Annotated in this window: 18 protein-coding genes; 10 read left to right on the top strand and 8 right to left on the bottom strand. The window is 71.8% G+C overall.

The window, feature by feature from the left end; genetic code table 11:
- Positions 1-60: 60 nt before the first annotated feature.
- Positions 61-840, top strand: a complete 780-nt coding sequence (locus ACZ601_RS08610) for a phosphatase (protein WP_440574727.1) — start codon at positions 61-63, stop codon at positions 838-840.
- A 24-nt stretch (positions 841-864) separates the two neighbouring features.
- Here the strand turns inward: ACZ601_RS08610 and ACZ601_RS08605 are convergent, their stop codons facing one another.
- Positions 865-1,242 carry a winged helix-turn-helix transcriptional regulator gene (locus tag ACZ601_RS08605; protein ID WP_440574726.1) on the bottom strand — a complete coding sequence of 126 codons (378 nt, stop codon included), beginning with the start codon at positions 1,240-1,242 and terminating at the stop codon, positions 865-867.
- Between the two features lie 122 nt (positions 1,243-1,364).
- Between ACZ601_RS08605 and ACZ601_RS08600 the strand changes: the two genes are divergently transcribed.
- Positions 1,365-1,727, top strand: a complete 363-nt coding sequence (locus ACZ601_RS08600) for a DoxX family protein (protein WP_469534703.1) — start codon at positions 1,365-1,367, stop codon at positions 1,725-1,727.
- Between the two features lie 30 nt (positions 1,728-1,757).
- On the opposite strand, the gene ACZ601_RS08595 is transcribed toward ACZ601_RS08600, so the two are convergent.
- From ACZ601_RS08595 to ACZ601_RS08580, 4 genes are all read right to left on the bottom strand, one after another.
- Positions 1,758-2,807: a cation diffusion facilitator family transporter gene (locus tag ACZ601_RS08595; protein ID WP_469534700.1), complete on the bottom strand. Its 1,050-nt coding sequence runs from the start codon at positions 2,805-2,807 to the stop codon at positions 1,758-1,760.
- Between the two features lie 59 nt (positions 2,808-2,866).
- Positions 2,867-3,754, bottom strand: a complete 888-nt coding sequence (gene tesB / locus ACZ601_RS08590) for an acyl-CoA thioesterase II (protein WP_469534697.1) — start codon at positions 3,752-3,754, stop codon at positions 2,867-2,869.
- Between the two features lie 20 nt (positions 3,755-3,774).
- A complete protein-coding gene (locus ACZ601_RS08585; protein ID WP_469534693.1) occupies positions 3,775-4,932 on the bottom strand; it encodes an acyl-CoA dehydrogenase family protein in 1,158 nt (385 codons plus the stop codon).
- Between the two features lie 170 nt (positions 4,933-5,102).
- Positions 5,103-5,852 (bottom strand): TetR/AcrR family transcriptional regulator, encoded by a 750-nt coding sequence (locus tag ACZ601_RS08580; RefSeq protein ID WP_469534691.1) that lies wholly within the window; start codon positions 5,850-5,852, stop codon positions 5,103-5,105.
- A gap of 126 nt (positions 5,853-5,978) precedes the next feature.
- Here ACZ601_RS08580 and ACZ601_RS08575 point away from each other — a divergent pair, with 126 nt between their 5' ends.
- On the top strand, positions 5,979-6,575 hold the full coding sequence (locus ACZ601_RS08575) for an NADPH-dependent FMN reductase (RefSeq protein WP_469534688.1): 597 nt from the start codon (positions 5,979-5,981) through the stop codon (positions 6,573-6,575).
- Between the two features lie 32 nt (positions 6,576-6,607).
- Positions 6,608-8,122, top strand: a complete 1,515-nt coding sequence (locus tag ACZ601_RS08570) for an MDR family MFS transporter (protein WP_469534686.1) — start codon at positions 6,608-6,610, stop codon at positions 8,120-8,122.
- A gap of 22 nt (positions 8,123-8,144) precedes the next feature.
- Here the strand turns inward: ACZ601_RS08570 and ACZ601_RS08565 are convergent, their stop codons facing one another.
- Entirely contained in the window at positions 8,145-9,617 is a 1,473-nt protein-coding gene (locus tag ACZ601_RS08565) for a PucR family transcriptional regulator (RefSeq protein ID WP_469534684.1), read from the bottom strand.
- Between the two features lie 131 nt (positions 9,618-9,748).
- Here ACZ601_RS08565 and ACZ601_RS08560 point away from each other — a divergent pair, with 131 nt between their 5' ends.
- Entirely contained in the window at positions 9,749-11,230 is a 1,482-nt protein-coding gene (locus ACZ601_RS08560) for a sodium:solute symporter family protein (RefSeq protein WP_469534682.1), read from the top strand.
- Between the two features lie 5 nt (positions 11,231-11,235).
- On the opposite strand, the gene ACZ601_RS08555 is transcribed toward ACZ601_RS08560, so the two are convergent.
- Positions 11,236-11,988: a TMEM175 family protein gene (locus ACZ601_RS08555; RefSeq protein ID WP_469534680.1), complete on the bottom strand. Its 753-nt coding sequence runs from the start codon at positions 11,986-11,988 to the stop codon at positions 11,236-11,238.
- Between the two features lie 323 nt (positions 11,989-12,311).
- Here ACZ601_RS08555 and speB point away from each other — a divergent pair, with 323 nt between their 5' ends.
- The 3 genes from speB to ACZ601_RS08540 all read left to right on the top strand — a co-directional run bounded on the left by speB (position 12,312) and on the right by ACZ601_RS08540 (position 16,039).
- A complete protein-coding gene (gene speB, locus ACZ601_RS08550) occupies positions 12,312-13,280 on the top strand; it encodes an agmatinase (protein WP_371773072.1) in 969 nt (322 codons plus the stop codon).
- Positions 13,277-14,968 (top strand): thiamine pyrophosphate-binding protein, encoded by a 1,692-nt coding sequence (locus ACZ601_RS08545; protein ID WP_469534677.1) that lies wholly within the window; start codon positions 13,277-13,279, stop codon positions 14,966-14,968. The genes speB and ACZ601_RS08545 overlap by 4 nt, the downstream gene beginning before the upstream one ends.
- A 177-nt stretch (positions 14,969-15,145) precedes the next feature.
- On the top strand, positions 15,146-16,039 hold the full coding sequence (locus ACZ601_RS08540; protein ID WP_469534675.1) for a serine hydrolase: 894 nt from the start codon (positions 15,146-15,148) through the stop codon (positions 16,037-16,039).
- A gap of 4 nt (positions 16,040-16,043) precedes the next feature.
- Here ACZ601_RS08540 and ACZ601_RS08535 read toward each other — a convergent pair whose 3' ends face one another.
- Positions 16,044-16,697: a TetR/AcrR family transcriptional regulator gene (locus tag ACZ601_RS08535; protein WP_469535276.1), complete on the bottom strand. Its 654-nt coding sequence runs from the start codon at positions 16,695-16,697 to the stop codon at positions 16,044-16,046.
- 179 nt (positions 16,698-16,876) lie between these two features.
- Here ACZ601_RS08535 and ACZ601_RS08530 point away from each other — a divergent pair, with 179 nt between their 5' ends.
- Both ACZ601_RS08530 and ACZ601_RS08525 read left to right on the top strand, forming a co-directional pair.
- Positions 16,877-18,334, top strand: a complete 1,458-nt coding sequence (locus ACZ601_RS08530; protein ID WP_469534672.1) for an MFS transporter — start codon at positions 16,877-16,879, stop codon at positions 18,332-18,334.
- 118 nt (positions 18,335-18,452) lie between these two features.
- Positions 18,453-22,193 (top strand): ABC transporter ATP-binding protein, encoded by a 3,741-nt coding sequence (locus ACZ601_RS08525; RefSeq protein WP_469534670.1) that lies wholly within the window; start codon positions 18,453-18,455, stop codon positions 22,191-22,193.
- Positions 22,194-22,273 lie beyond the last annotated feature (80 nt).

Here is a 22,273-nt window from a genome sequence, read left to right as displayed (position 1 = left end):
CCACGGGTCAACAGCCACTCGGCACGGCACACTGCGCACACCTGACGGCACAATGGGTTCATGCCGATACCCAGCCGCGCCGCCCTCGTCGAACAACTCGTCCGTACTCGTATAGCCGGAGACGTCGCCACCCCGCGCGACAACAACCTCTCCCACTACCGCAAGCTAGCCAACGGCGACCGCCACTTCTGGCTGGGCCTGGAGCTGGGCGACCGGTGGCGCGACGAGCAGGACGTGCTGGCCGTGATGGCCGAGCGGTGCGGGGTCAGCGACGACCCGGAGCACCGGTTCGGCCAGGACACCATCGACCCCGAGCTCACCGTCGCCGCCCTGGACCGGGCGGCGGCCAGGCTGCGCAAGGCGGCCGACGGCTCCGAGCGGGTGCTGTTCGCCACCGGTCACCCGGGCGGGCTCCTGGACGTCCACCGGCAGACGGCGGCCGCCCTGCGAACCGCGGGCTGCGAGATCGTCCGGATCCCGTCCGGGCTGATGGCGGACGAGGGCATGGTCTTCCAGTTCGCCGACGTCGCCGTCCAGGAGCGCGGCGCGACCCTCTGGCACACCCACTCCCCGGCCCCGATGGCGGCGATCCTGGACGGTCTGGAGCGGGAGGGGCGCCCCATGCCGGACCTGGTCGTCGCCGACCACGGCTGGGCCGGATGCGCGGCGCAGCGCGGGCTCGACGCCATCGGCTACGCGGACTGCAACGACCCGGCGCTGTTCCTGGGGGAGGCCGAGGGAACCCTCCAGGTGGCCGTCCCGCTGGACGACCACGTGCTGGACCCGAGGTTCTACGACCCGATGACGGAGTACCTGCTGGACGCGGCCGGGCTGCTCTGACGGTCCGGCGGCGGCCTCACGCGCTCAGGACCGCTCCGAGTCGTAGGCCGCCTGGTTCCGTTCGATGCCGGGATTGTGGTCGACGGCCCACTCGGCCAGCTTCACGGCGGGTCCGATCAGGGTGCGCCCCGTGGCGGTGAGCTCGTACTCGACGCGCGGCGGCACCTCGGGGAACGCCGTGCGGGTCACCAGTCCGTCGCGCTCCAGGTGCCGGACGGTACGGGTGAGCATGCGCTGCGAGATCCCCGGGATGCGCTGCTGGAGCTCGGTGAACCGCATCCGCTCGCCGTCCAGGGTGGCCACCACCAGCAGGGTCCACTTGTCACCGATGCGGTCCAGGATGCCCCGGATCGCCCGGCCGCCGTCACCGCGGATGAGGCAGCTGTCGCGGTACTTCGACATCGGCGGCTCCTGTTCGCTGCGGGACAGCCCTCAGGCACACCGGTGTGCCTTTTGTAAGCGTCTCCATAGTCACCGACCATGTGGTTACGGACAAGTCGTAACCATTGACGGAGGGGATGGGCATGGAGATCGCGTACTGGATCGTCGCCGGGCTGCTGGGGGTCTTCTACCTGTACGCGGGCGGCAAGAAGGCCGTGCAGTCGAAGGAGCGGCTGGCGCCGATGATGGGCTGGGTGGACACGGTCCCGATGGGGCTGGTCCGGGCCATCGGCGCCGTCGAGATCCTGGGTGCCGCAGGCCTCGTACTGCCGCCCCTCACCGGGATCGCGCCCGGCCTCGCGATGGCGGCCGCGATCGGCCTCCTGGTGCTCCAGGTGCTGGCGACCGCGCTGCACCTGTCACGGAGCGAGGTGAAGGAGACCGGCCTCAACGTCGCCCTCATCGTGCTCGCCGCGGTGGCGGCCTGGCTCGCCACGACGTGGTGACGGGGCCGGGACCGCGCCCCGGCGGCGGACTCAGTCCTCCTGCCGGTCGGTGAACAGTCCTCCGCCGTCCCCGTTGCCCTCCCCGTCGCCGGGCCCGACCACCGGATTCCCTCCGGCGGTGCGGGCCCGGCGGCGCTGTGCCGCCCCCGGCGTCGGGTCCAGATAGACGCGCCGGATCGACGGATACCGCTCCCGCAACTGCTGCTCCGCCTCCTCGCAGGCCCACTCCACCTGCTCGGCACTGACGACGTCCCGGAAGTCGACCTTCGCCGCGATCATGACCTCGGACGGTCCCTGGATGAGCGTGGTCAGCTCCAGCACCTCGATGATGTGCGGCACCGAGAGCAGCTCCTCACGCACCCCCGTCCGCATCGACTGCGGTACCGGGCGGCCGATCAGCAGCTGGGCGTTCGAGCGGCCGAGCACCCAGGCCACGTACACGAGCAGCACCCCGATCAGGATCGACGCGATGCCGTCATAGACGCCGGAACCCGTCAGCTGGCCGCCGAGCAGCCCGCCCGCGGCCAGCAGCAGTCCGACCAGGGCCGCCGAGTCCTCCATCACCACGGCCTTCACCGCGGTGTCGGGCGTGCGGCGGAAGTAGCGGGAGGGGTCCGCGCCGATCCGCGCCGCCTCGCTGCGCACCTGGCGCAGCCCGGTGCGCAGCGAGTAGCCCTCCAGCAGGAAGGCGATGCCGAGCACGATGTACGAGACCAGCGGATCTCCGAGGTCCTCGCCCGCCATGAGGGTGTGGACGCCGTCGTACAGGGAGAAGACCGCACCGCCGACGAACGTGGCGACGGAGGCGAGCATCGCCCAGATGTAGCGTTCGGGGCCGTAGCCCAGCGGGTGGTTCTCGTCGGCCGGCTTCTCGCTGCGTTTGAGCGAGGTGAGCAGCAGTACCTCGGTGACGGTGTCCGCGACCGAGTGCGCCGCCTCGGAGAGCATCGCGCTCGATCCGCTGATCAGTCCCGCGACGGCCTTCGCCACGGCGACGCCGAGGTTGGCCGCCGCGGCGACGATGACGGTGAACGTGGACTCCCCGGTGGACTCCCCACCCGCTGATTTCTCGTCACTCATGGTGGGGAGTATGTCCGCAGCCGGGCCGGGCATGTCCGACGCGCGGCCACGGGTTCCGTTCAGCCCTTCCGGGGGACCCGGATGACGCCCTCCTGGATGACGGTGATCGCGAGGCGGCCGTCCTGTGTGTAGATACGGGCCTGGCCCAGCCCGCGCCCGCCGGACGCGGACGGCGACTCCTGGTCGTACAGCAGCCATTCGTCGGCCCGGAACGGCCGGTGGAACCACATCGCGTGGTCCAGGCTCGCGCCCACCACGTCACCGACCGCCCAGCCGCCGCGCCCGTGGGCCAGGAGCACCGAGTCGAGCAGCGTCATGTCGGAGACGTACGTGGCCATGCAGACGTGCAGCAGCGGATCGTCGGCCAGCTTGCCGTTGGTACGGAACCACACCTGCGAGCGGGGCTCGCGGGACTCCCCGACGGTGCCGAACGGCGGAGCGTCCACGTACCGCAGGTCGACCGCCGCCCGCGCCTCGATGAGCCGGTCGACGACACCGGGGCCGCTGAACCGGTCCGCGTAGCGCGGCAGCATCTCGGCGGCCGTGGGCAGCGTCTCCGGGTCCGGTGCGGCCGGCATGGCCGCCTGGTGCTCCAGGCCGGCCTCGTACGTCTGGAAGGACGCGGAGAGGTGGAAGATCGGCTGCCCGTGCTGGACGGCGACGACCCGCCGGGTGGTGAAGGAGCGCCCGTCCCGGATGCGGTCGACGTTGTAGACGATCGGCGCGCCGGGGTCGCCGGCCCGCAGGAAGTACGAGTGCAGTGAGTGGGCGCTCCGCTCGGCGGGGACGGTGCGGCCTGCGGCGACCAGCGCCTGGGCCGCGACCTGTCCGCCGAAGACGCGGGGCACGAGCGCCGAACGGCTCGTGCCCCGGAAGATGTCCCGCTCGATCTGCTCCAGGTCGAGCAGGGCCAGCAGATCGAGCAGGGGATCAGGGCTTGCGTTCATGGAGAGAACGTAACCGCTCTCTACAGGCCCATGGACTTGGCGATGATCGACTTCATGACCTCGCTGGTGCCGCCGTAGATCCGGTTGACCCGGTTGTCCGCGTACAGGCGGGCGATCGGGTACTCGTTCATGAAGCCGTAGCCGCCGTGCAGCTGGAGGCAGCGGTCGATCACGCGGTGCGCGACCTCGGTGCAGAACAGCTTCGCGGAGGCGGCCTCCGCGGCGGTCAGCTCACCGGCGTCCAGCGCCTCCAGCGCCCGGTCGGCGACGGCCTGGGCCGCGTCCACCTCGGCCTGGCAGGCGGCCAGTTCGAACTTGGTGTTCTGGAACGAGGCGACGGTCTTGCCGAAGACGGTGCGCTCCAGCACGTACTCCTTGGCGAACCGGACGGCCGCCGCGGCCTGCGCGTACGCACCGAAGGCGATGCCCCAGCGCTCGGAGGCCAGGTTGGTGCCGAGGTAGCCGAAGCCCTTGTTCTCCTCACCGAGGAGGTCCTCCGCCGGGACCTTGATGTCGACGAACGCCAGCTCCGCGGTGTCGGAGACCTTCAGGCCCAGCTTGTCGAGCTTGCGGCCGACCGAGTAGCCCTCGGACTTGGTGTCGACGGCGAACAGCGAGATGCCGAAGCGGCGGTCGTCCTCGCGCGGGGCGGAGGTGCGGGCGCAGACGATGACGCGGTCGGCGTGCACGCCGCCGGTGATGAACGTCTTGGCCCCGTTGAGGACGTAGTGCGTGCCGTCCTCGGAGAGCTTGGCGGTGGTCTTCATGCCCGCGACGTCGGAGCCGGTACCCGGCTCGGTCATCGCGAGGGCCCACATCTCCTCGCCGGTGACGAACTTCGGCAGCCAGCGCTTCTTCTGCTCGTCGGTGGCGAGCATCTTGATGTACGGCAGCCCGAGCAGCGTGTGCACGCCGGACCCGCCGAAGGACACGCCCGCGCGGGCGGCCTCCTCGGTGATGACGGCCTCGTACTTGTGCGAGTCGATGCCCGCGCCGTCGTACTCCTCGCCGACGGTGATCCCGAAGACGCCCAGCTCGCCGAGCTTGAGGTAGAAGTCGCGCGGCGCCTGGCCGGCCGCGAACCACTCGTCGTACACCGGCACGACCTCGGCCGCGATGAAGGCGCGGATGGTCTCCCGGAACGCCTCGTGGTCCTCGTTGAATACCGTACGGCGCACGGGGTGCCTCCCTGGTCGGCTTCGCTCGGCTCGGCTAAGCGCTTGCTCAGCCCTGGTTAGAAGTTACCCGGCGGTCACCGGCACTGTCCAGGGTGATGCTGAGCACGCCGACGGGGAGCGCGCCGGTCGCTGTTTCCGGGGCTCCCTCCCGGAGGCTGGGCCGGGCGGTGTCAGATGCCGAGCCGGGCGGCGATCCCGTCCAGCACGCAGTCCAGGCCGGTCTCGAACGCCCAGGTCGCGTCGTCCTTGCGGGTCGCCCGCAGCCCGTAGCGCCGGTAGGTGGGGTAGCGCCCGGTGTCCATCAGGTACGTCATCTGCGGCGCCAGGCCCAGCCGCGTCTCGTTGCCGGAGGACCAGCCCGCGGACTCCGTCCACTCCCGCAGGGCCACCTCCGACTGGCTGGCGCCATGGGCGAAGGCGCTCACGGTACGGAACGCGACCATCATCGAGTCCTCGTCGAGGCCGAGCCCGTCGAGCGCCGCGAGCTGCCGTTCCGCGATGGCCAGCCGGCCGGGAGTGAGCACGAAGAGATGGGTCGGCAGCTGCCCGACCCACGGGTGCCGCAGCATCATGCCCCGGGTCAGCAGGCCGAAGGTGCGCAGCACCTCGCGCCACTCGGTCACCACGGCCGGGATCCGCATCTCCGCGGTCACCCGCTCGGCCATCAGGGCCCACAGGTCGTCCTTGCCGGAGACGTGGCGGTAGGCGGCCATGGGGGCGACGCCCAGTTCCGTGGCGAGCCTGCGCATGGTGACGGCGGCGAGGCCCTCCGCGTCCGCGATCTCCACGGCGACGGCCCCGATCCGCTCCAGGGTCAGCGAGGTCCGGGGTGCGGCGGCCTGCTGCTCCAGCCGCTGCCAGAGGGAGGTGTCCGGCCCGGTAGCGGTGCCCTTGCTGCTGTCCTTCTTCTGGCCGGCCACGGACGGGCTCCTCTCGACGGGGGCCGTCAGCGTACAACGTATCTACAGGTAGACAACGTACACAGTGGTGGATACGTTGTACGCACACTAATACGTTGTACACATCTGTCGCTCCCAGGGGGACCCATGCCCAGCACCCGTCCGCAGCTCCGCGTCGCCGTCGTCGTCGGCAGCACCCGCGAGGGCCGGTTCGCACCCGTCGTCACCCAGTGGCTGAAGGGGCACCTGTCCCGGCGCGACGACATGACGGCGGATGTCGTCGACCTCACCGAGACCCCGCTGCCCACGGTCCTGCCCGCGTTCGGGCAGCCCCCGGCGCCGGGTACGGAAGAGGCCCTGGCCCTGGTGTCACCGCGCCTCGCGGCGGCCGACGCGTTCGTCTTCGTCACCCCGGAGTACAACCACAGCTTTCCCGCGTCGCTGAAGAACGCCATCGACTGGCACAACGAGCAGTGGCACGCCAAGCCGGTCGCCTTCGTCTCGTACGGCGGCCTCTCCGGGGGCCTGCGCGCCGTCGAGCAGCTCCGCGTCGTCATGGCCGAACTCAACGCCACGACCATCCGCAACACCGTCAGCTTCCACAACGCCTACGGCCGGTTCGGTGAGGACGGCGCCGTCGACGACTCCGCGGTCGACGCGGCGGCCAAGGCCCTGCTCGACCAGCTCGCCTGGTGGGGGCATGCCCTGCGGGACGCCAGGTCCATCCGTCCGTACGCGGCCTGACCTCACCTCACCTCACATCGCACGGGGGACTCATGAGCGAGCGCACGAACGACACGCACACCGCACAGACGCCGGACACCGGACGGCCACCCGCCGACGACGGGAGCGGCCCGTCGAAGCTGGTCCTGTTCGGACTCCTCCTCGGGCTGATGCTCGGTCTGCTCGACGGCACGATCGTGGGCACCGCCCTGCCCACGATCGTCGGTGACCTGGGCGGTCTCGACCACCTGTCCTGGGTGGTGACGGCCTATCTGCTCACCGCCTCCGTCTCCACCCCCATCTGGGGCAAACTCGGTGACCTGTACGGGCGCAAAGGCAGCTTCATCTGCTCGATCACGGTGTTCCTCGCGGGCTCGGTGCTCTCCGGGCTCGCCCAGGACATGGACCAGCTCATCGCGTTCCGCGCCGTCCAGGGACTCGGTGCGGGCGGCCTCATGGTCGGCGCCATCTCCATCATCGGCGTCATGATGCCGCCCTCCCAGGCCGGCCACTCGCAGGCGATGATCGGGGCCATGATGCCCGTCGCCCTGGTAGGTGGCCCGCTGCTCGGCGGCTTCCTCACCGACCAGCTGAACTGGCGCTGGGTCTTCTACGTCAACCTCCCCCTCGGTGCGGTCGCCCTGCTCGTCATCGGCCTCCGCCTGAGCCTCCACACCGAGCGGATCAGGGCGCGGATCGACTACGCCGGGGCCGGACTGCTCTGCGCCGCCATCCTGGCCCTCACCCTGGTGGGCAGCTGGGGCGGTACGCGGTACGCCTGGTCGTCACCGCAGATCACCGGCCTCGGGGTGACCGCCGCCCTCGCCCTGGCCTGGTTCGCCCGGGTCGAGCGGCGGGCTGCGGAACCGGTCATCCCGCCCCGCCTGTTCGCCGACCGCAACTTCACGCTCGCCCAGATCCTCACGTTCCTGGCGGGCGCCGCCATGGTGGGGGCGTCCACCTACCTGCCGCAGTACATGCAGTTCGTACGCGGGGCGTCCGCGACGGCCAGCGGCATGCTGCTGCTCCCCCTGATGGCGGGCATGTTCGGCGCGCAGCTCCTGGTCGGGCGGCTCCTCGCCGGCGGCGGCCGCTACCGCCCGTACCCCATCGCCGGCGGCGCGCTGACGGCCGTGGGCGCGCTCGTCCTGCTGACGACGGACACCGGTACCCCCACGGCGCTGACCTCCGCGCTGACCCTCGTGCTGGGCATCGGCCTGGGCCTGCTGCTGCAGAGCACGCTGCTCGTCACCATCAACAGCGCCACACCGCGCGACATGGGCGCCGCCACGGGAACGGCCACCCTCGTCCGTACGATCGGCAGCTCACTGGGCATCGCGGTGCTCGGCGCCGTCTACACGAGCCGGCTCCACGCGGGCGGCACCCCCGAAGGCGGCACAGCCTGGACGCCCGCGGCGGTACGCGGGATGCCGGACGAGATCCGGAACACGGTACGCACAGCGGTCACCGAAGGCCTGCACGGGGTGCTGCTCGGAGCCGCCCTGCTGGGGGCCGTGATCTTCCTGGCGGGCTGGCTGATGCGGGAGGTTCCGTTGCGGAAGGAGTGACCGGGGGAGTAGGGGTCCCCGATCACCCCCGCCGGAGCGCGAACCACAGCTCCGTCCGTACGTCCATGTCGTCCAGGTCCGCCTCCAGCAGCACCGCGCACCGCCCGATGCGCTGGCGGACCGTGTTGCGGTGGACGCGGAGGGCGGTCGCCGTGCGGTCCCAGCTGCCGTGCAGGCTCAGCCAGCAGCGCAGCGTCTCGGCGAGGGGTTCGGTGAGCGGGGCCAGCAGGGCGCGGGCGTGGGCCTGGGCGGCTTCCTGGGGGATCAGGGCGGCGAGGAGGGTGGCCGGCGCGTCCACCGCCAGCGGGGTGCGGGTCGCCTCCGCGCGGCCGAGGGCGCGTGCGGCCTGGGCGTCGGCCGTGTCCAGTGCGGTGATCGCGGCGGGGGCGGAGGCGCCGAGGGTCCAGCCGGGCTGCGGGGTGATCCGGTCGTCGCCGGGCACCAGCACCCGTACCGCCGCGCTGCCCCGGCCCGCGTCGACCAGCGCAGAGCCCAGGGCCGCGCCGAGCGCCCCGGCCGTGAGCGGGTCCACCGGGTCGCCGCCGCCCCGGCGCGCGTGCACCACCGTCCACCGCTCCGCGCCGCCCAGGAGTGGGGCGACGTCCGCCGGGTCCGCGCCCAGCAGCAGCCGGACCAGTGCGGCCGAGCGGCCGGCGGCGTCGGCGCCCTGGTGCGGGGCGGCCAGCAGGGAGAGCAGGACGACCGCGACCCCCGCGATGGTGTGGTCGCCCGCCTCGCGCCGCTCCGTCGCCAGGGTCAGGACGAGCCCCTGCCCGCCGCCCAGCGCGTACGCGGCGAGATGGGTGGTGCCCAGGGTGTCGGTGGCCGAGGCGGGCGCGGGGCGTACGACCGGCGCGACCACCCGGGAGAGCCGGGCGAGCGCGGCCCGCACGTCGGGGGCCGGGGTCCGGCCGGCCGCGTGCAGCTCCTCGCCCTCGGCCGTGCGCAGCGCCGCCCGCCCCTCCAGCTGGGCCGCCAGCTGGTGCAGCACGGCCGGCACCGGATCGGTCCTGGCCGCCGCCGTCGCCAGGGCCTGCTGGGCGCGCGTCACCCGGCGCAGCTCGCGTACCCGGGCCTGGGCCATCAGCTGCCACACCGCGCGGGCGATCGCCGTGAACGGGGTCTCGGGCGGCACCTCGATCAGCGGCAGCCCGTACCGTTCGCAAGCCGCGATCAGCTCGGCGGGCACCGTGTCGTGCACCGGCCGCACCCCGAAACCGAGCGCCGCCGCCCCCGCCTCCACCAGCCGTGACACATAGGTGTCCGGGTCCGTCAGCAGCACCCCGGCGCTCAGCAGCAGCTCACCGCCGAGCAGATACGGATACGGGTCGGCCATCTCCGAGGTGTGCACCCACAGCAGCTCCGCCTCCGCAGGGCCCGCGATGCGGCGCAGCCCGAGCCCCTCCCTGGCCAGCAGCTCGGTCAGCGGGATGGGCGGGGTCGGCGGGGTGGCCGGTGCCGGTGGTGCCGTTGGTCCGGTGGGGAGTTCCGGCATGGAGGGTTCATCCGTTCCGTGCGTCGAGAATGGATGAAACGTACACTTCAGCGCCGCTTCCCGGCCACCTACCGTCTTCACGACAACCGAACCCGCGAACCTGTGACCTCGAACGAGACGGAGGAAAGCCCATGGCAGTCGACTACGCCGTGATCGTCGTCTATCTGGCCGGCATGCTCGCCATGGGCTGGTGGGGCATGCGCCGCGCCAAGTCCAAGAGCGAGTTCCTGGTGGCGGGCCGCCGGCTCGGCCCCTGGATGTACTCCGGCACCATGGCCGCCATCGTCCTCGGCGGCGCCTCCACGATCGGCGGGGTCGGCCTCGGCTACCAGTACGGACTCTCCGGCGCCTGGATGGTCTTCACCATCGGCCTCGGGCTGCTCGCCCTCTCCGTGTTCTTCTCCGCCCGCATCGCGCGGCTGAAGGTCTACACCGTCTCCGAGATGCTCGACCTGCGCTACGGCGGCCGGGCCGGGCTCATCTCGGGCATCGTCATGTGGGCGTACACGCTGATGCTCGCGGTCACCTCGACCATCGCGTACGCCACCATCTTCGACGTCCTCTTCGACATGAACCGGACCGTCGCGATCATCCTCGGCGGCACCATCGTCGTCGCGTACTCGACGCTCGGCGGCATGTGGTCGATCACGCTGACGGACATGGTGCAGTTCGTCGTCAAGACCATCGGGGTGCTGCTGCTCCTGCTGCCCATCGCGGTGATCAAGGCCGGTGGCTTCGGCGAGATGAAGGCCAAGCTGCCCACCGAGTACTTCGACCCGCTGGGCATCGGCGGCGAGACGATCTTCACGTACGTGCTGATCTACACCTTCGGCATGCTGATCGGCCAGGACATCTGGCAGCGGGTGTTCACCGCCCGCAGCGACCGGGTGGCCCGGCTGGGCGGGACGGTCGCCGGTACCTACTGCCTGGTGTACGCGGTCGCGGGTGCGGTCATCGGTACGGCGGCCAAGGTCATGTACCCGAAGCTGCCCACCGCGGACGCGGCCTTCGCGACCATCGTCAAGGATGAACTGCCGGTCGGCGTACGCGGACTGGTCCTGGCCGCCGCGCTCGCCGCGGTGATGTCCACCTCCTCCGGCGCGCTGATCGCCTGCGCGACGGTGGCCAACAACGACATCTGGTCCCGGTTCAAGGGCGCGGTCACCCGGGGCGGGGACGGCGCGGAACACGACGAGGTGAAGGGCAACCGCGCCTTCATCCTGATCATGGGCATCGCGGTGATCCTCATCGCCATCGCGCTGAACAACGTGGTCGAGGCCCTGACCGTCGCCTACAACCTGCTCGTCGGCGGACTGCTGGTGCCGATCCTCGGCGGCCTGCTGTGGCGCCGGGGCACGGCGGCCGGGGCGCTGGCCGCCGTGGCGGTGGGCGGCCTCGCGGTGATCGGCCTGATGGCCGGGTACGGAATCCTCGCGAACGAGCCGGTCTACTACGGGCTGCTGGCCTCGCTCGCCGTCTACGTCATCGTCTCGCTGGCCACGAAGCCGACGGACGCGGCGGTCCTGACCGCATGGCGCGAGCGACTGGCGGGGCGCGGCGGGGAGCCGGAGCCGGAGCGGGTCGAGCCGGTGGGGGAGCGGGTCGGGGGCTGACGCGGTCAGCCGTCCGCGCTCCGGTCCTCGCCGCGCCCGTCCTCGCCGCGCCCGTCCGCGCCGCTCCGGTCCTCGCCGTTTCCGTCCTCGCGCTGCCCGCCCTCGCCGCTCCCGTCCTCGCCGTGCGCGGCCGGGTGGCGGGCGCGCAGCCGGGTGACGAGCGTTCCGCCGTACGCGGCGGCCAACGGCGCGAGGAACCACAGGAGATAGGCGTAGGAGAACGCCCACGCGAGGCCGAGGCTCAGGGTGAACCAGAGGGCCACCGCCCACGAGGCGTCGGCGTGCCGCCGGGCCCGTGCCACGTCACCGATGACGAGACCGGCGTCGGCCGACACCTCCTTCAGCGCGACCTCGCAGAACAGGATGCCGGCCATCGTGCCGGCGAACAGGGTCTGCGCCATCGGATTGGTGATCGCGGAGCCGATGACGGCCGTCGGGAACGGCAGGAACGCCACCAGCAGCAGGAACGGGGCGTGCCAGAAGGCGAAGGTCTTCGACAGCACGCGGATCCGGTCCATCAGCTGGTGATGGCGGCGCCAGACCGACCAGAGCAGGGCGAACGACAGCGCGAACGCGAGGTAGGAGCTCCGCTGGTCCACCAGGAAACGGCCCAGCGAACCGGCCGACGCCAGTTCCGCCTTGTCCGGGCGCTCCAGCTCGACGGCCAGCAGCGTCATGGCGATCGCGAAGATCGCGTCCGTGAAGAAGTTCAGCCGCTCCGTCGAGAGACCGGGCTCCGGCCGCGCGTCATCGCTCATCCGGGGCTCCCGTCGGTCAAGATCCTGAGCCCCGATCCTATGGAGCACCGGGCCATCCGCTCCTGAGCTCGCCGGGGACCGCTCCCGGCGGAAGCCGAATGTCGGCGGCCGCGCGAGGCGGTATGGATGGTTCATCCGTATTGATCGGCGAGAATGGATGAAACCTACACTTCTGGCCCACTGCCCCGCCGCCTACCGTCGACAGCGGACCCGTATGCGTGCTTCCGGGCCGTTCCGGAAGCCCCGGCAGAAGACCGAAGAGGCGGCGCGCTGCCGCAGGAATCACCGGAATCACAGGAATCGAAGGAAAGGCCACCCACCCCATGAGCAGCACAGAGACGCCGCGCGGCCCCGTCGACTCCTCCCGTGTCCCCCGGTACGCCGGGCCCGCGACGTTCGCCCGGCTGCCCCGCCTCGACGAGGTCGGGACGACGGACGTCGCCGTGGTCGGGGTGCCCTTCGACACCGGGGTCTCCTACCGGCCCGGCGCCCGCTTCGGCGGCAACGCGATCCGGGAGGCCTCGCGGCTGCTGCGCCCGTACAACCCGGCACAGGACGCCTCCCCGTTCGCCCTCGCGCAGGTCGCGGACGCCGGTGACATCGCGGCCAACCCGTTCAACATCAACGAGGCCGTCGAGACGATCGAGGCCGCGGCCGACGATCTGCTCTCCACCGGCGCCCGCCTGATGACGCTCGGCGGCGACCACACCATCGCGCTGCCGCTGCTGCGTTCCGTCGCCAAGAAGCACGGGCCCGTCGCGCTGCTCCACTTCGACGCGCACCTGGACACCTGGGACACCTACTTCGGCGCCGAGTACACCCACGGCACCCCGTTCCGCCGGGCCGTCGAGGAGGGCATCCTCGACACCTCGGCGCTCTCCCACGTCGGCACCCGAGGCCCGCTGTACGGCAAGCAGGACCTCACCGACGACGCCAAGATGGGCTTCGGGATCGTGACCTCCGCCGACGTCATGCGGCGCGGCGTCGACGAGATCGCCGACCAGCTCCGGCAGCGCATCGGTGACCGCCCGCTCTACATCTCCATCGACATCGACGTGCTCGACCCGGCGCACGCCCCCGGCACCGGCACCCCGGAGGCCGGCGGCCTCACCTCCCGTGAGCTGCTCGAAATCGTGCGCGGGCTGTCCTCCTGCAACCTGGTCTCCGCCGACCTGGTCGAGGTCGCCCCCGCGTACGATCACGCCGAGATCACCTCCGTCGCCGCCTCCCACACCGCGTACGAGCTGACGACGATCATGACCCGCCAGATTGCAGAGGCCCGGACGAAGTGAGCCACGACCACCACGACGAGCGCCCCGAGCTCACCCCCGAGCAGATCGCCGCCGCGCTGAACCCCCCGCCGGGACGCAACGGCGGCGACCTCGTCGTCGAGACCCTCCAGGGCCTCGGCGCGACCACCGTCTTCGGGCTGCCCGGACAGCACGCGCTCGGCATGTTCGACGCGCTGCGCCGCTCCTCCCTCGGCTACATCGGCCTGCGCGTCGAGAACAACGCTGGCTTCGCCGCCGACGCCTACGGCCGCGTCACCGGCGAGGTCGCCCCGCTCCTGCTCTCCACCGGCCCCGGCGCGCTCACCTCGCTCGCCGCGCTCCAGGAGGCGGCCGCGGCCTCGGCCCCCGTGCTCGCGATCTCCAGCCAGATCCCGGCGGCGGGACTCGGCGGCGGCCGCCACGGCTACCTGCACGAACTGCGTGACCAGAAGGCGTCGTTCCGCGACATCGTGAAGTCCGTGCACACCGTGCGTACGGCCTCGCAGATCCCGTCCGCGATCGCCGCCGCCTGGGAGTCCGCGCTGACGGCCCCGCACGGACCGGTCTGGATCGAGATCCCGCAGGACGTGCTCCTCGCCGAGACGACGCTGCCCGTCGTCACGGCGATGGACGCGACCCCGCGCGAGGTGCACGCCCGGCCCGAACTCATCGCCGTCGCCGCCCACCTGCTGTCGAACGCCGAGCGGCCCGCGATCATCGCGGGCGGCGGAGTCGTACGCTCCGACGCCTCCGGCAAGCTGCGCGCCCTCGCGGAGAAGATCGGCGCCCCGGTCGTCACCACCTTCGGGGGCAAGGGCGCCTTCCCCTGGGAGCACCCGCTCTCGCTCCAGTCCTGGCTGGAGGACCGGCACACGACGGACTTCCTGGAGGACGCCGACGTCCTGCTGGTCATCGGCTCCGGTCTCGGTGAACTCTCCTCGAACTACTACACGTTCGCCCCGCGCGGCCGGGTCGTCCAGATCGAGGCCGACGCCGGGAAGCTGGAGTCCAACCACCCGGCGCTCGGCATCCACGCCGACGCCAGGGACGCCCTGGCCGACCTCCTCGAAGCGGTCACCCCGCGCGAGGACCCCACCGCCGCCGAGCGCGTCCGGGAGGTGCTCGGCCGGGTACGGGAGCGGATCGACGCCCAGGAACGCACCCTGGAGCAGCACCTCCTCGGCGAGATCCGGTCGGCCCTGCCCGACACGTCCCCCAGCTTCTGGGACATGACGATCCTCGCCTACTGGGCCTGGTCCGCCTTCGACGCCCGCCACCCCAACACCATGCACTCCGCCCAGGGCGCGGGCGGCCTCGGCTACGGATTCCCGGCCGCCATCGGCGCGGCGGCGGCCGACCGTACGAAGCCCGTCCTCGCGGTCTCCGGCGACGGCGGCGCGATGTACTCCATCGCGGAGCTCGCCACCGCCCGCCAGTACGACCTCCCGGTCACCTGGCTGATCGTGGACGACGGCGGGTACGGCATCCTGCGCGAGTACATGACCGACGCTTTCGGCGAGAGCACCGGCACGGAGCTGTCCCGCCCGGACTTCGTCGCCCTGGCCGAGTCCTTCGGCGTCCCGGCGGTCCGTACGAGCCCGGAGACGCTCGCCGCCGACCTGGCCAAGTCCTTCACGCAGCCGGGCCCCTCTGTCGTGGTGCTCCCGGCGCTGCTCAGGATGTTCGAGCCGACACACCTTCAGGGCTGAAGACCGGCCGAGTCGCCCCCGGAGCCGTTACGGCTGCGGGGGCGTCGCGTTGTTCTCGTCACAGTCGCGACGAATGGGGCTTCCGTCACATACAACTCTCCGGTTGTCCGGGAGTCTTTCGTGCGGGGCGCCGCAGGTGCGCCGCAGGACCACTCAGGCAGGGGACGGGAACGCATCATGGCCACCACCCGCATATCCCGCCGCGCCCGGGGCCCGCTGGCCACCGCCCTGGCCGCCGGGGTGCTGGCACCCATGGTGCTCGGCGCGGCACCCGCCGCCGCCGCGACGCCCTCGGTCAGCTGCGCCTCCACCAGGGCGGGGCTCGCCGCCACGCTGTCCAAGGACATCACCGCGGCGCTCAAGGGGCGGAAGTCCACCACCGCGGTGGCGCTGTACGACCGGACCACCAGGACGACGTGCACCCTGCGCGCCACCTCGGTGTACGACTCCGCGAGCGTCGTGAAGGCGACCGTGCTGGCCACGCTCCTGCGAGACAGCGCCCAGCACCACCGCTCCCTCACACGGCGCGAGACCGACCTCAGCACCGCCATGATCACCAAGTCCGACAACAAGGCCACCACCAGCCTGTGGAAGCAGCTCGGCGCCACCAAGGTCAAGGCGTTCCTCAAGGCGGCCGGGATGACGCACACCGTGCCCGGGGCCGGCGGGTACTGGGGGCTCACCCGGATCACCGCGCAGGACGAACAGCGGCTGCTGACCCTGCTCACCGCAGAGAACTCGGTGCTCAGCGACAGCGCGCGCTCCTACGAGCTCGGGCTGATGCACCGGGTCGTCCCCTCGCAGCGCTGGGGAACGCCCGCCGGCGCCCCGGCCTCCGCCACGGTCCAGCTCAAGAACGGCTGGCTGCAACGGGCCAGCCACGGCTGGCGGGTGCACAGCGTCGGCGCCTTCACGGGCAAGGGCCACGACTACGCGCTCTCGGTGCTCACCCAGGACAACAGGACGATGAACGACGGCGTCCACACCATCCAGGCGGTGGCGCGGGCCGTGCACAAGGACCTGAACGCGCGCCACGCGAGCCACCTGGCCGCCGCCGTGCCGAACCGCTGAGCCGTCAGGCCCCGCCCCCGGCCTGGAGGCGGATCCCCGCCAGCGTCAGCTCCAGCCCGGCGAGGAACTGTTCCTTGTCGTCGTGCCCGTCGAACTCGTCGACGATGTCGTGCAGGAACGGGTACGTCCCGGCGTCCAGCGTGCGCCAGGTCGCGGCGTAGCGACCGAGGAACTCCTCGCGGCCCACGAGGCCGTCGACCACCTCCTGGGGCGGTTCCTGCCCCATGTCGGCGGCGTTGGCGACCACGACGCCCACGACCGCCGTCACGGCGTGGAACCGCTGCCGGGGCGTGAGGTCGAGCCGCAGTGTCTTCTCTCCCAGCTCCTCGTAGAGCCGCAACGCGTTGCCCTCGACGTCGATGTTCTGCATGAAGTGCGCGCCCAGCCACGGCCGGTCCACGACCGCGTCGAACAGGGTGACGGCCATCACCCGCAGGTCGTCGATCGGGTCGCCGCTGCCCGTCTGCTTCTCGACGGTGGCCAGCACCCCGCCGAGCACGTGGTCGATGGCGCGGCCGAGCAGGTCGTCCTTGCCCGAGACGTACCAGTAGATGCTGCCGACGCCCGTGCCGAGCCGGGCCGCGAGGGCGCGCAGGGTCAGGGCCGGCGCGCCCGCCTCGTCGAGCAGGGCCACGGCGGCGGAGAGGACGGCCTCGATGGAGTGCGAACCGCGCTGACGTCCTCGGGAAGGGCGGTCGGCGGGTCGGGGTCGCGGGCCTGTCATGGCTCCCATCCAATCACAGCTTGCGCATTTATCGAACTACGTTCTATGGTCGAACCACGTTCCATTGTAGAACGTCGTTCGATACCCGGAGACGTTCCGGAAGGAGGCCCGTCATGACCACCACCGCCGCCGCGCCCGCCGCGCCACGCACCTATCCGTCCCTGCGCGCCGCATGGATACCCCTGGCCGCGCTCTGTCTGGCCTTCTTCGTCGAAATGGTCGACAACACCCTGCTCTCGATCGCGCTGCCCACGATCGGCCGGGACCTCGGCAGCGGCACGACCGCGCTGCAGTGGGTCACCGGCGCCTACTCGCTGACCTTCGGCGGCCTGCTGCTGACAGCTGGCTCGATGGCCGACCGGCTCGGACGCCGACGCGTGCTGCTGGTCGGCCTCGCGGTGTTCGGCCTGCTCAGCCTGGGCGTCGCCGCGGTCTCCACCGCGGGGCAGCTCATCACCCTGCGGGCCGGCCTCGGCATCGCCGCCGCCGCGATGGCCCCCATCACCAACTCGCTGGTCTTCCGGCTCTTCGAGGACAAGGCGCTGCGGATGCGCGCCATGACCCTGATGATCATCGTCGGCATGTCGGGCTTCGTCCTCGGCCCGCTGCTGGGCGGCACCGCCCTGGCCCACGTGCGGTGGCAGTGGCTGCTGCTCGTCAACGCCCCGATCGCCCTGATCGCGGCCATCGGCGTCCGCCTCGGCGTCCCGGCCGACCGGTCGCAGGACCTGACCCGCGACAAGCTCGACCTGCCGGGCGCCGTCCTGAGCGTCGCCACCATCGGCCTCGCCTGCTACTCGCTGACCAGCGGCGTCGAGCACGGCTGGCTCTCCGCGGCCACCCTCGCCTCGCTCCTCGGCGCCCTCGTCGCGGGTCTGGCCTTCGTGTGGCACGAGCGCCGCAGCGCGGCGCCGATGCTCGACCTGCGCCTCTTCTCCAACGGCACCGTCCGAGGCGCCGCCATCGCCCAGATCGGCACCGCCATCGCGATGGCCGCCGTGATGTTCGGCCTGATCCTCCACTTCCAGTACGCCTACGGATGGAGCCCCGTACGGGCCGGACTGGCGAACCTGCCGCTCATCGTGACCATGATCCTCGCGACCCCCCTGTCGGAATGGCTCGCGGCCCGCTTCGGCCACCGCATCGCCTGCCTGGTCGGCGCCGCCTGCCTGGCCGGCTCCCTGGCCGGACTGTCCTGGGGCGTCGACCACGGGTACGGCGTCATCGCGCTCTGCATGGTCGTGATGACCATCGGGCTGCGCACCGTCATGACCATCTGCGCCATCGCGCTCGTCGACGCGATGCCGGCCAACCGCACCTCGATCGGCACCGCGCTCAACGACACCGCCCAGGAGGTCGGCACCAGCATCGGCACCGCCGTGGTCGGCACCCTGATCGCCGTACTGGTCACCACCCAGCTGCCCGCGGGCACCTGGAGCGACGCCCTGGTGGCGTCGTTCTTCCACGGCGAGCGGATCACCTACGCGATACTCGCGGTCGTCGTCGGACTGATCGCCGCCGGCGGCGCAGCCTCCCTCACCAACTCCCGCGTCACCGAGGAAGCGCACTGAGACGCCACGCGCAGCACAGGACCTAGGCCGAAGGTCGGGTATTTGTTGCGGAGGGATGAAATCCGCCACCCGCCCTGTTGGTGCCTTCCGGAAGCGCAGGCCGAACGGGAGGCACCGGGTGACGGACGCAGGGGAGACAGACGAGGGGCGGCGGCCCCTTGGCTGGGCGCGCAGGCTGAGCGGTTACGCCTGGCGGTACCGGCGCAACGTGCTGCTGTCGCTCGGCTCGTCGCTCGCCGGAATGGCGGTGATGGCCCTGGTCCCGCTGATCACCAAGGTGATCATCGACGACGTGGTCGGCAACCACACCCGTTCCCTGGCCGTCTGGACCGGACTGCTGATCGGGGCCGCCGCGCTCGTGTACGTCTCCACGTACATCCGCCGCTACTACGGCGGCCGGCTCGCCCTGGACGTCCAGCACGACCTGCGGACCGAGATCTACGGGACGATCACCCGCCTCGACGGGAAGCGGCAGGACGAGCTGTCCACCGGGCAGGTCGTCGGGCGCGCCACCAGCGACCTCCAGCTGATCCAGGGGCTGCTGTTCATGCTCCCGATGACCATCGGGAACGTGCTGCTCTTCCTGCTCTCCCTGGTGATCATGGCGTCGCTCTCGCTGCCGCTGACCCTCGTCGCCGTGGCCGTCGCCCCCGCGCTCTGGTACATCGCCCGCCGCTCCCGCACCCGGCTCTTCCCCGCCACCTGGTACGCCCAGTCGCAGGCCGCGGCCGTGGCCGGAGTCGTCGACGGGGCCGTCTCCGGCGTCCGCGTCGTCAAGGGGTTCGGTCAGGAGGACCAGGAGACCGGCAAGCTGCGCGAGGTCGGACGCCGGCTCTTCGCCGGGCGGCTGCGCACCATCCGGCTGAACTCCCGCTACACCCCCGCCCTCCAGGCCGTCCCCGCGCTCGGCCAGGTCGCCATGCTGGCCCTCGGCGGCTGGCTCGCCACCCGGGGCGAGATCACCCTCGGCACGTTCGTCGCGTTCTCCACCTACCTCGCCCAGCTCGTCGGCCCGGTCCGGATGCTCGCCATGGTCCTCACCGTGGGACAGCAGGCCCGCGCCGGAGTGGAACGCGTACTCGAACTCATCGACACCGAACCGTCCATGCGGGACGGCAGCAAGCAGCTCCCCACCGACGCACGGGCCAGCGTCGAGTTCGAGGACGTCCGGTTCGGCTATGACGAAGACCGCCCCGTCCTCGACGGCTTCTCGCTCACCATCGAACCCGGCGAGACCGTCGCCGTCGTCGGCGCGTCCGGCAGCGGCAAGTCCACCGTCTCGATGCTCCTGCCGCGCTTCTACGACGTCACGCACGGCGCGGTCCTGGTCGGCGGCCACGACGTCCGCGAGCTCACCCTCGACTCGCTGCGGGCCGCCATCGGCCTCGTACCGGAGGACAGCTTCCTGTTCTCCGACACCATCCGCGCCAACATCGCCTACGGGCTCCCGGACGCCACCGACGAGCAGATCGAACGGGCCGCCCGCGCCGCCCAGGCCCACCGGTTCATCGCCGAACTGCCCAAGGGGTACGAGACCGAGGTCGGCGAGCACGGGCTGACCCTCTCCGGTGGCCAGCGCCAGCGCGTCGCGCTCGCCCGCGCCATCCTCACCGACCCCCGGCTCCTCCTCCTGGACGACGCCACCTCCGCCGTCGACGCCCGGGTCGAGCACGAGATCCACGAGGCGCTGCGCGGGGTGATGGCGGGCCGCACGACGCTGCTGATCGCCCACCGCCGCTCCACCCTCAACCTCGCGGACCGGATCGCCGTCCTGGAGAACGGCCGGCTCGCGGACATCGGCACGCACGAGGAGCTGGAGCGCCGCTCCGCGCTCTACCGGCGGCTGCTCACCGACCCGGACGAGCTGGGCTCCACCTCGCCCGGACACCAGCCGGCCCGCCCCGCCGCCGAGCCCGAGGACGACCGCGCCCTCCAGGAGGAGCTGGACGCCGAATTCGACGCCGAGCGCGGCATCACCCCCCAGCTGTGGGTGCGCAAGGAGCAGGCCAGGGAGACCGACGCGGCCGGTACGCCCGCCACCCCCGAACTCCTCGCCCAGGTCGACGCCCTGCCCCCGGCGACCGACACCCCGGACGTCGACGAGGCCCGCGCCGTGCACGCCGAGGAGTCCTACGGGCTCCGCCGGCTGCTGCGCGGCTTCGGGCTCCCGCTGCTGGTCAGCCTTGCGCTGGTGGCCGTGGACGCCGGAGCGGGTCTCCTGCTGCCGGTGCTGATCAGGAACGGCATCGACGAGGGCGTCACCCAGCTGGCGCTCGGCGCGGTCTGGGCGGCCTCCGCCCTCGGCCTCGTCGTCGTACTGGTGCAGTGGGCGGCCCAGATCGGTGAGACCCGGATGACGGGCCGCACCGGCGAGCGGGTGCTCTACTCACTGCGGCTGAAGATCTTCGCCCAGCTCCAGCGCCTCGGCCTCGACTACTACGAGCGCGAGCTGACCGGCCGGATCATGACCCGGATGACGACGGACGTGGACGCGCTGTCCACGTTCCTGCAAACGGGCCTGGTCACGGCCTTCGTCTCCGTCGTCACCTTCTTCGGGATCATGGTCGCGCTGCTCGTCCTGGACGTCGAACTGGCGCTGGTGGTCTTCGCGACCCTGCCGGTGCTGATCATCGGCACGGTCTTCTTCCGCCGCAGCAGCGTCAAGGCGTACGAGCTGGCCCGTGAGCGCATCAGCGCCGTCAACGCCGACCTCCAGGAGTCCGTCTCCGGGCTCCGGATCGTGCAGGCCTTCCGCCGCGAGCGGGACGGTGCCGAGCGGTTCGCCGGGCGCAGCGACCACTACCGCGAGGCCCGGGTGCGCGGCCAGTGGCTGATCTCGGTCTACTTCCCGTTCGTCCAGTTCCTGTCCTCCGCGGCCGCGGCGGCGGTGCTGATCGTCGGCGCGGGACGGGTCGACAACGGCACGCTCACCACGGGCGCTCTCGTCGCCTACCTGCTCTACATCGACCTGTTCTTCGCCCCCGTGCAGCAGCTCTCCCAGGTCTTCGACGGCTACCAGCAGGCCACCGTCTCGCTCGGCCGGATCCAGGAGCTGCTCCAGGAGCCGACGTCCACCGCCGACCGGGAAGAGCCGCTGGACGTGCTGTCGCTGCGCGGCGAGATCGCGTTCGAGGACGTGTCGTTCGCGTACACCGGGGAGGAGGCCGCGCTCACCGGGGTCGACCTGCGGATCCCGGCCGGCCAGACGGTCGCGTTCGTCGGTGAGACCGGCGCGGGCAAGTCCACCCTGGTCAAGCTCGTCGCCCGGTTCTACGACCCGACGGCCGGCCGGGTCACGGCGGACGGCACCGATCTGCGCCACCTCGGGCTCACCGCGTACCGGCACCGGCTCGGAGTCGTCCCGCAGGAGGCGTACCTCTTCGCGGGCACGGTCCGCGACGCCATCGCGTACGGGCGGCCGGAGGCCACCGACGCTCAGGTGGAGGCGGCGTCCAGGGCGGTCGGCGCGCACGACATGATCGCCACCCTGGACGGCGGCTATCTGCACGAGGTCGCGGAGCGGGGCCGTAACCTCTCCGCCGGACAGCGGCAGCTGGTCGCGCTCGCCCGCGCCGAACTCGTCGACCCGGACATCCTGCTGCTCGACGAGGCCACCGCCTCCCTCGACCTGGCCAGCGAGGCGCTGGTGAACCAGGCGACGGACCGGCTGGCCGGCCGGCGCACCACCCTGGTCGTCGCCCACCGGCTGACCACCGCCGCCCGCGCCGACCGGGTCGTGGTGATGGACCACGGCCGTGTCGTCGAGGACGGCACGCACGACGAACTCCTCGCCCTGGACGGGAAGTACGCCGTGCTGTGGCGCACCTTCATAGGAGAGGACGAGCCCGCCGGGGTGTGACGGGTTGCCCCGGCGGGGCGGGGTGCGGGCGTCGCGCGTGGGCTGCCCCTCGTCCGGGGCTGAGGGTTCCGTCCTCAAAC

Source organism: Streptomyces sp. NPDC104307 (assembly GCF_055584045.1).
Note: the sequence above shows the minus strand (reverse complement) of the source record. Positions and strands in the feature narration are given on the sequence as shown.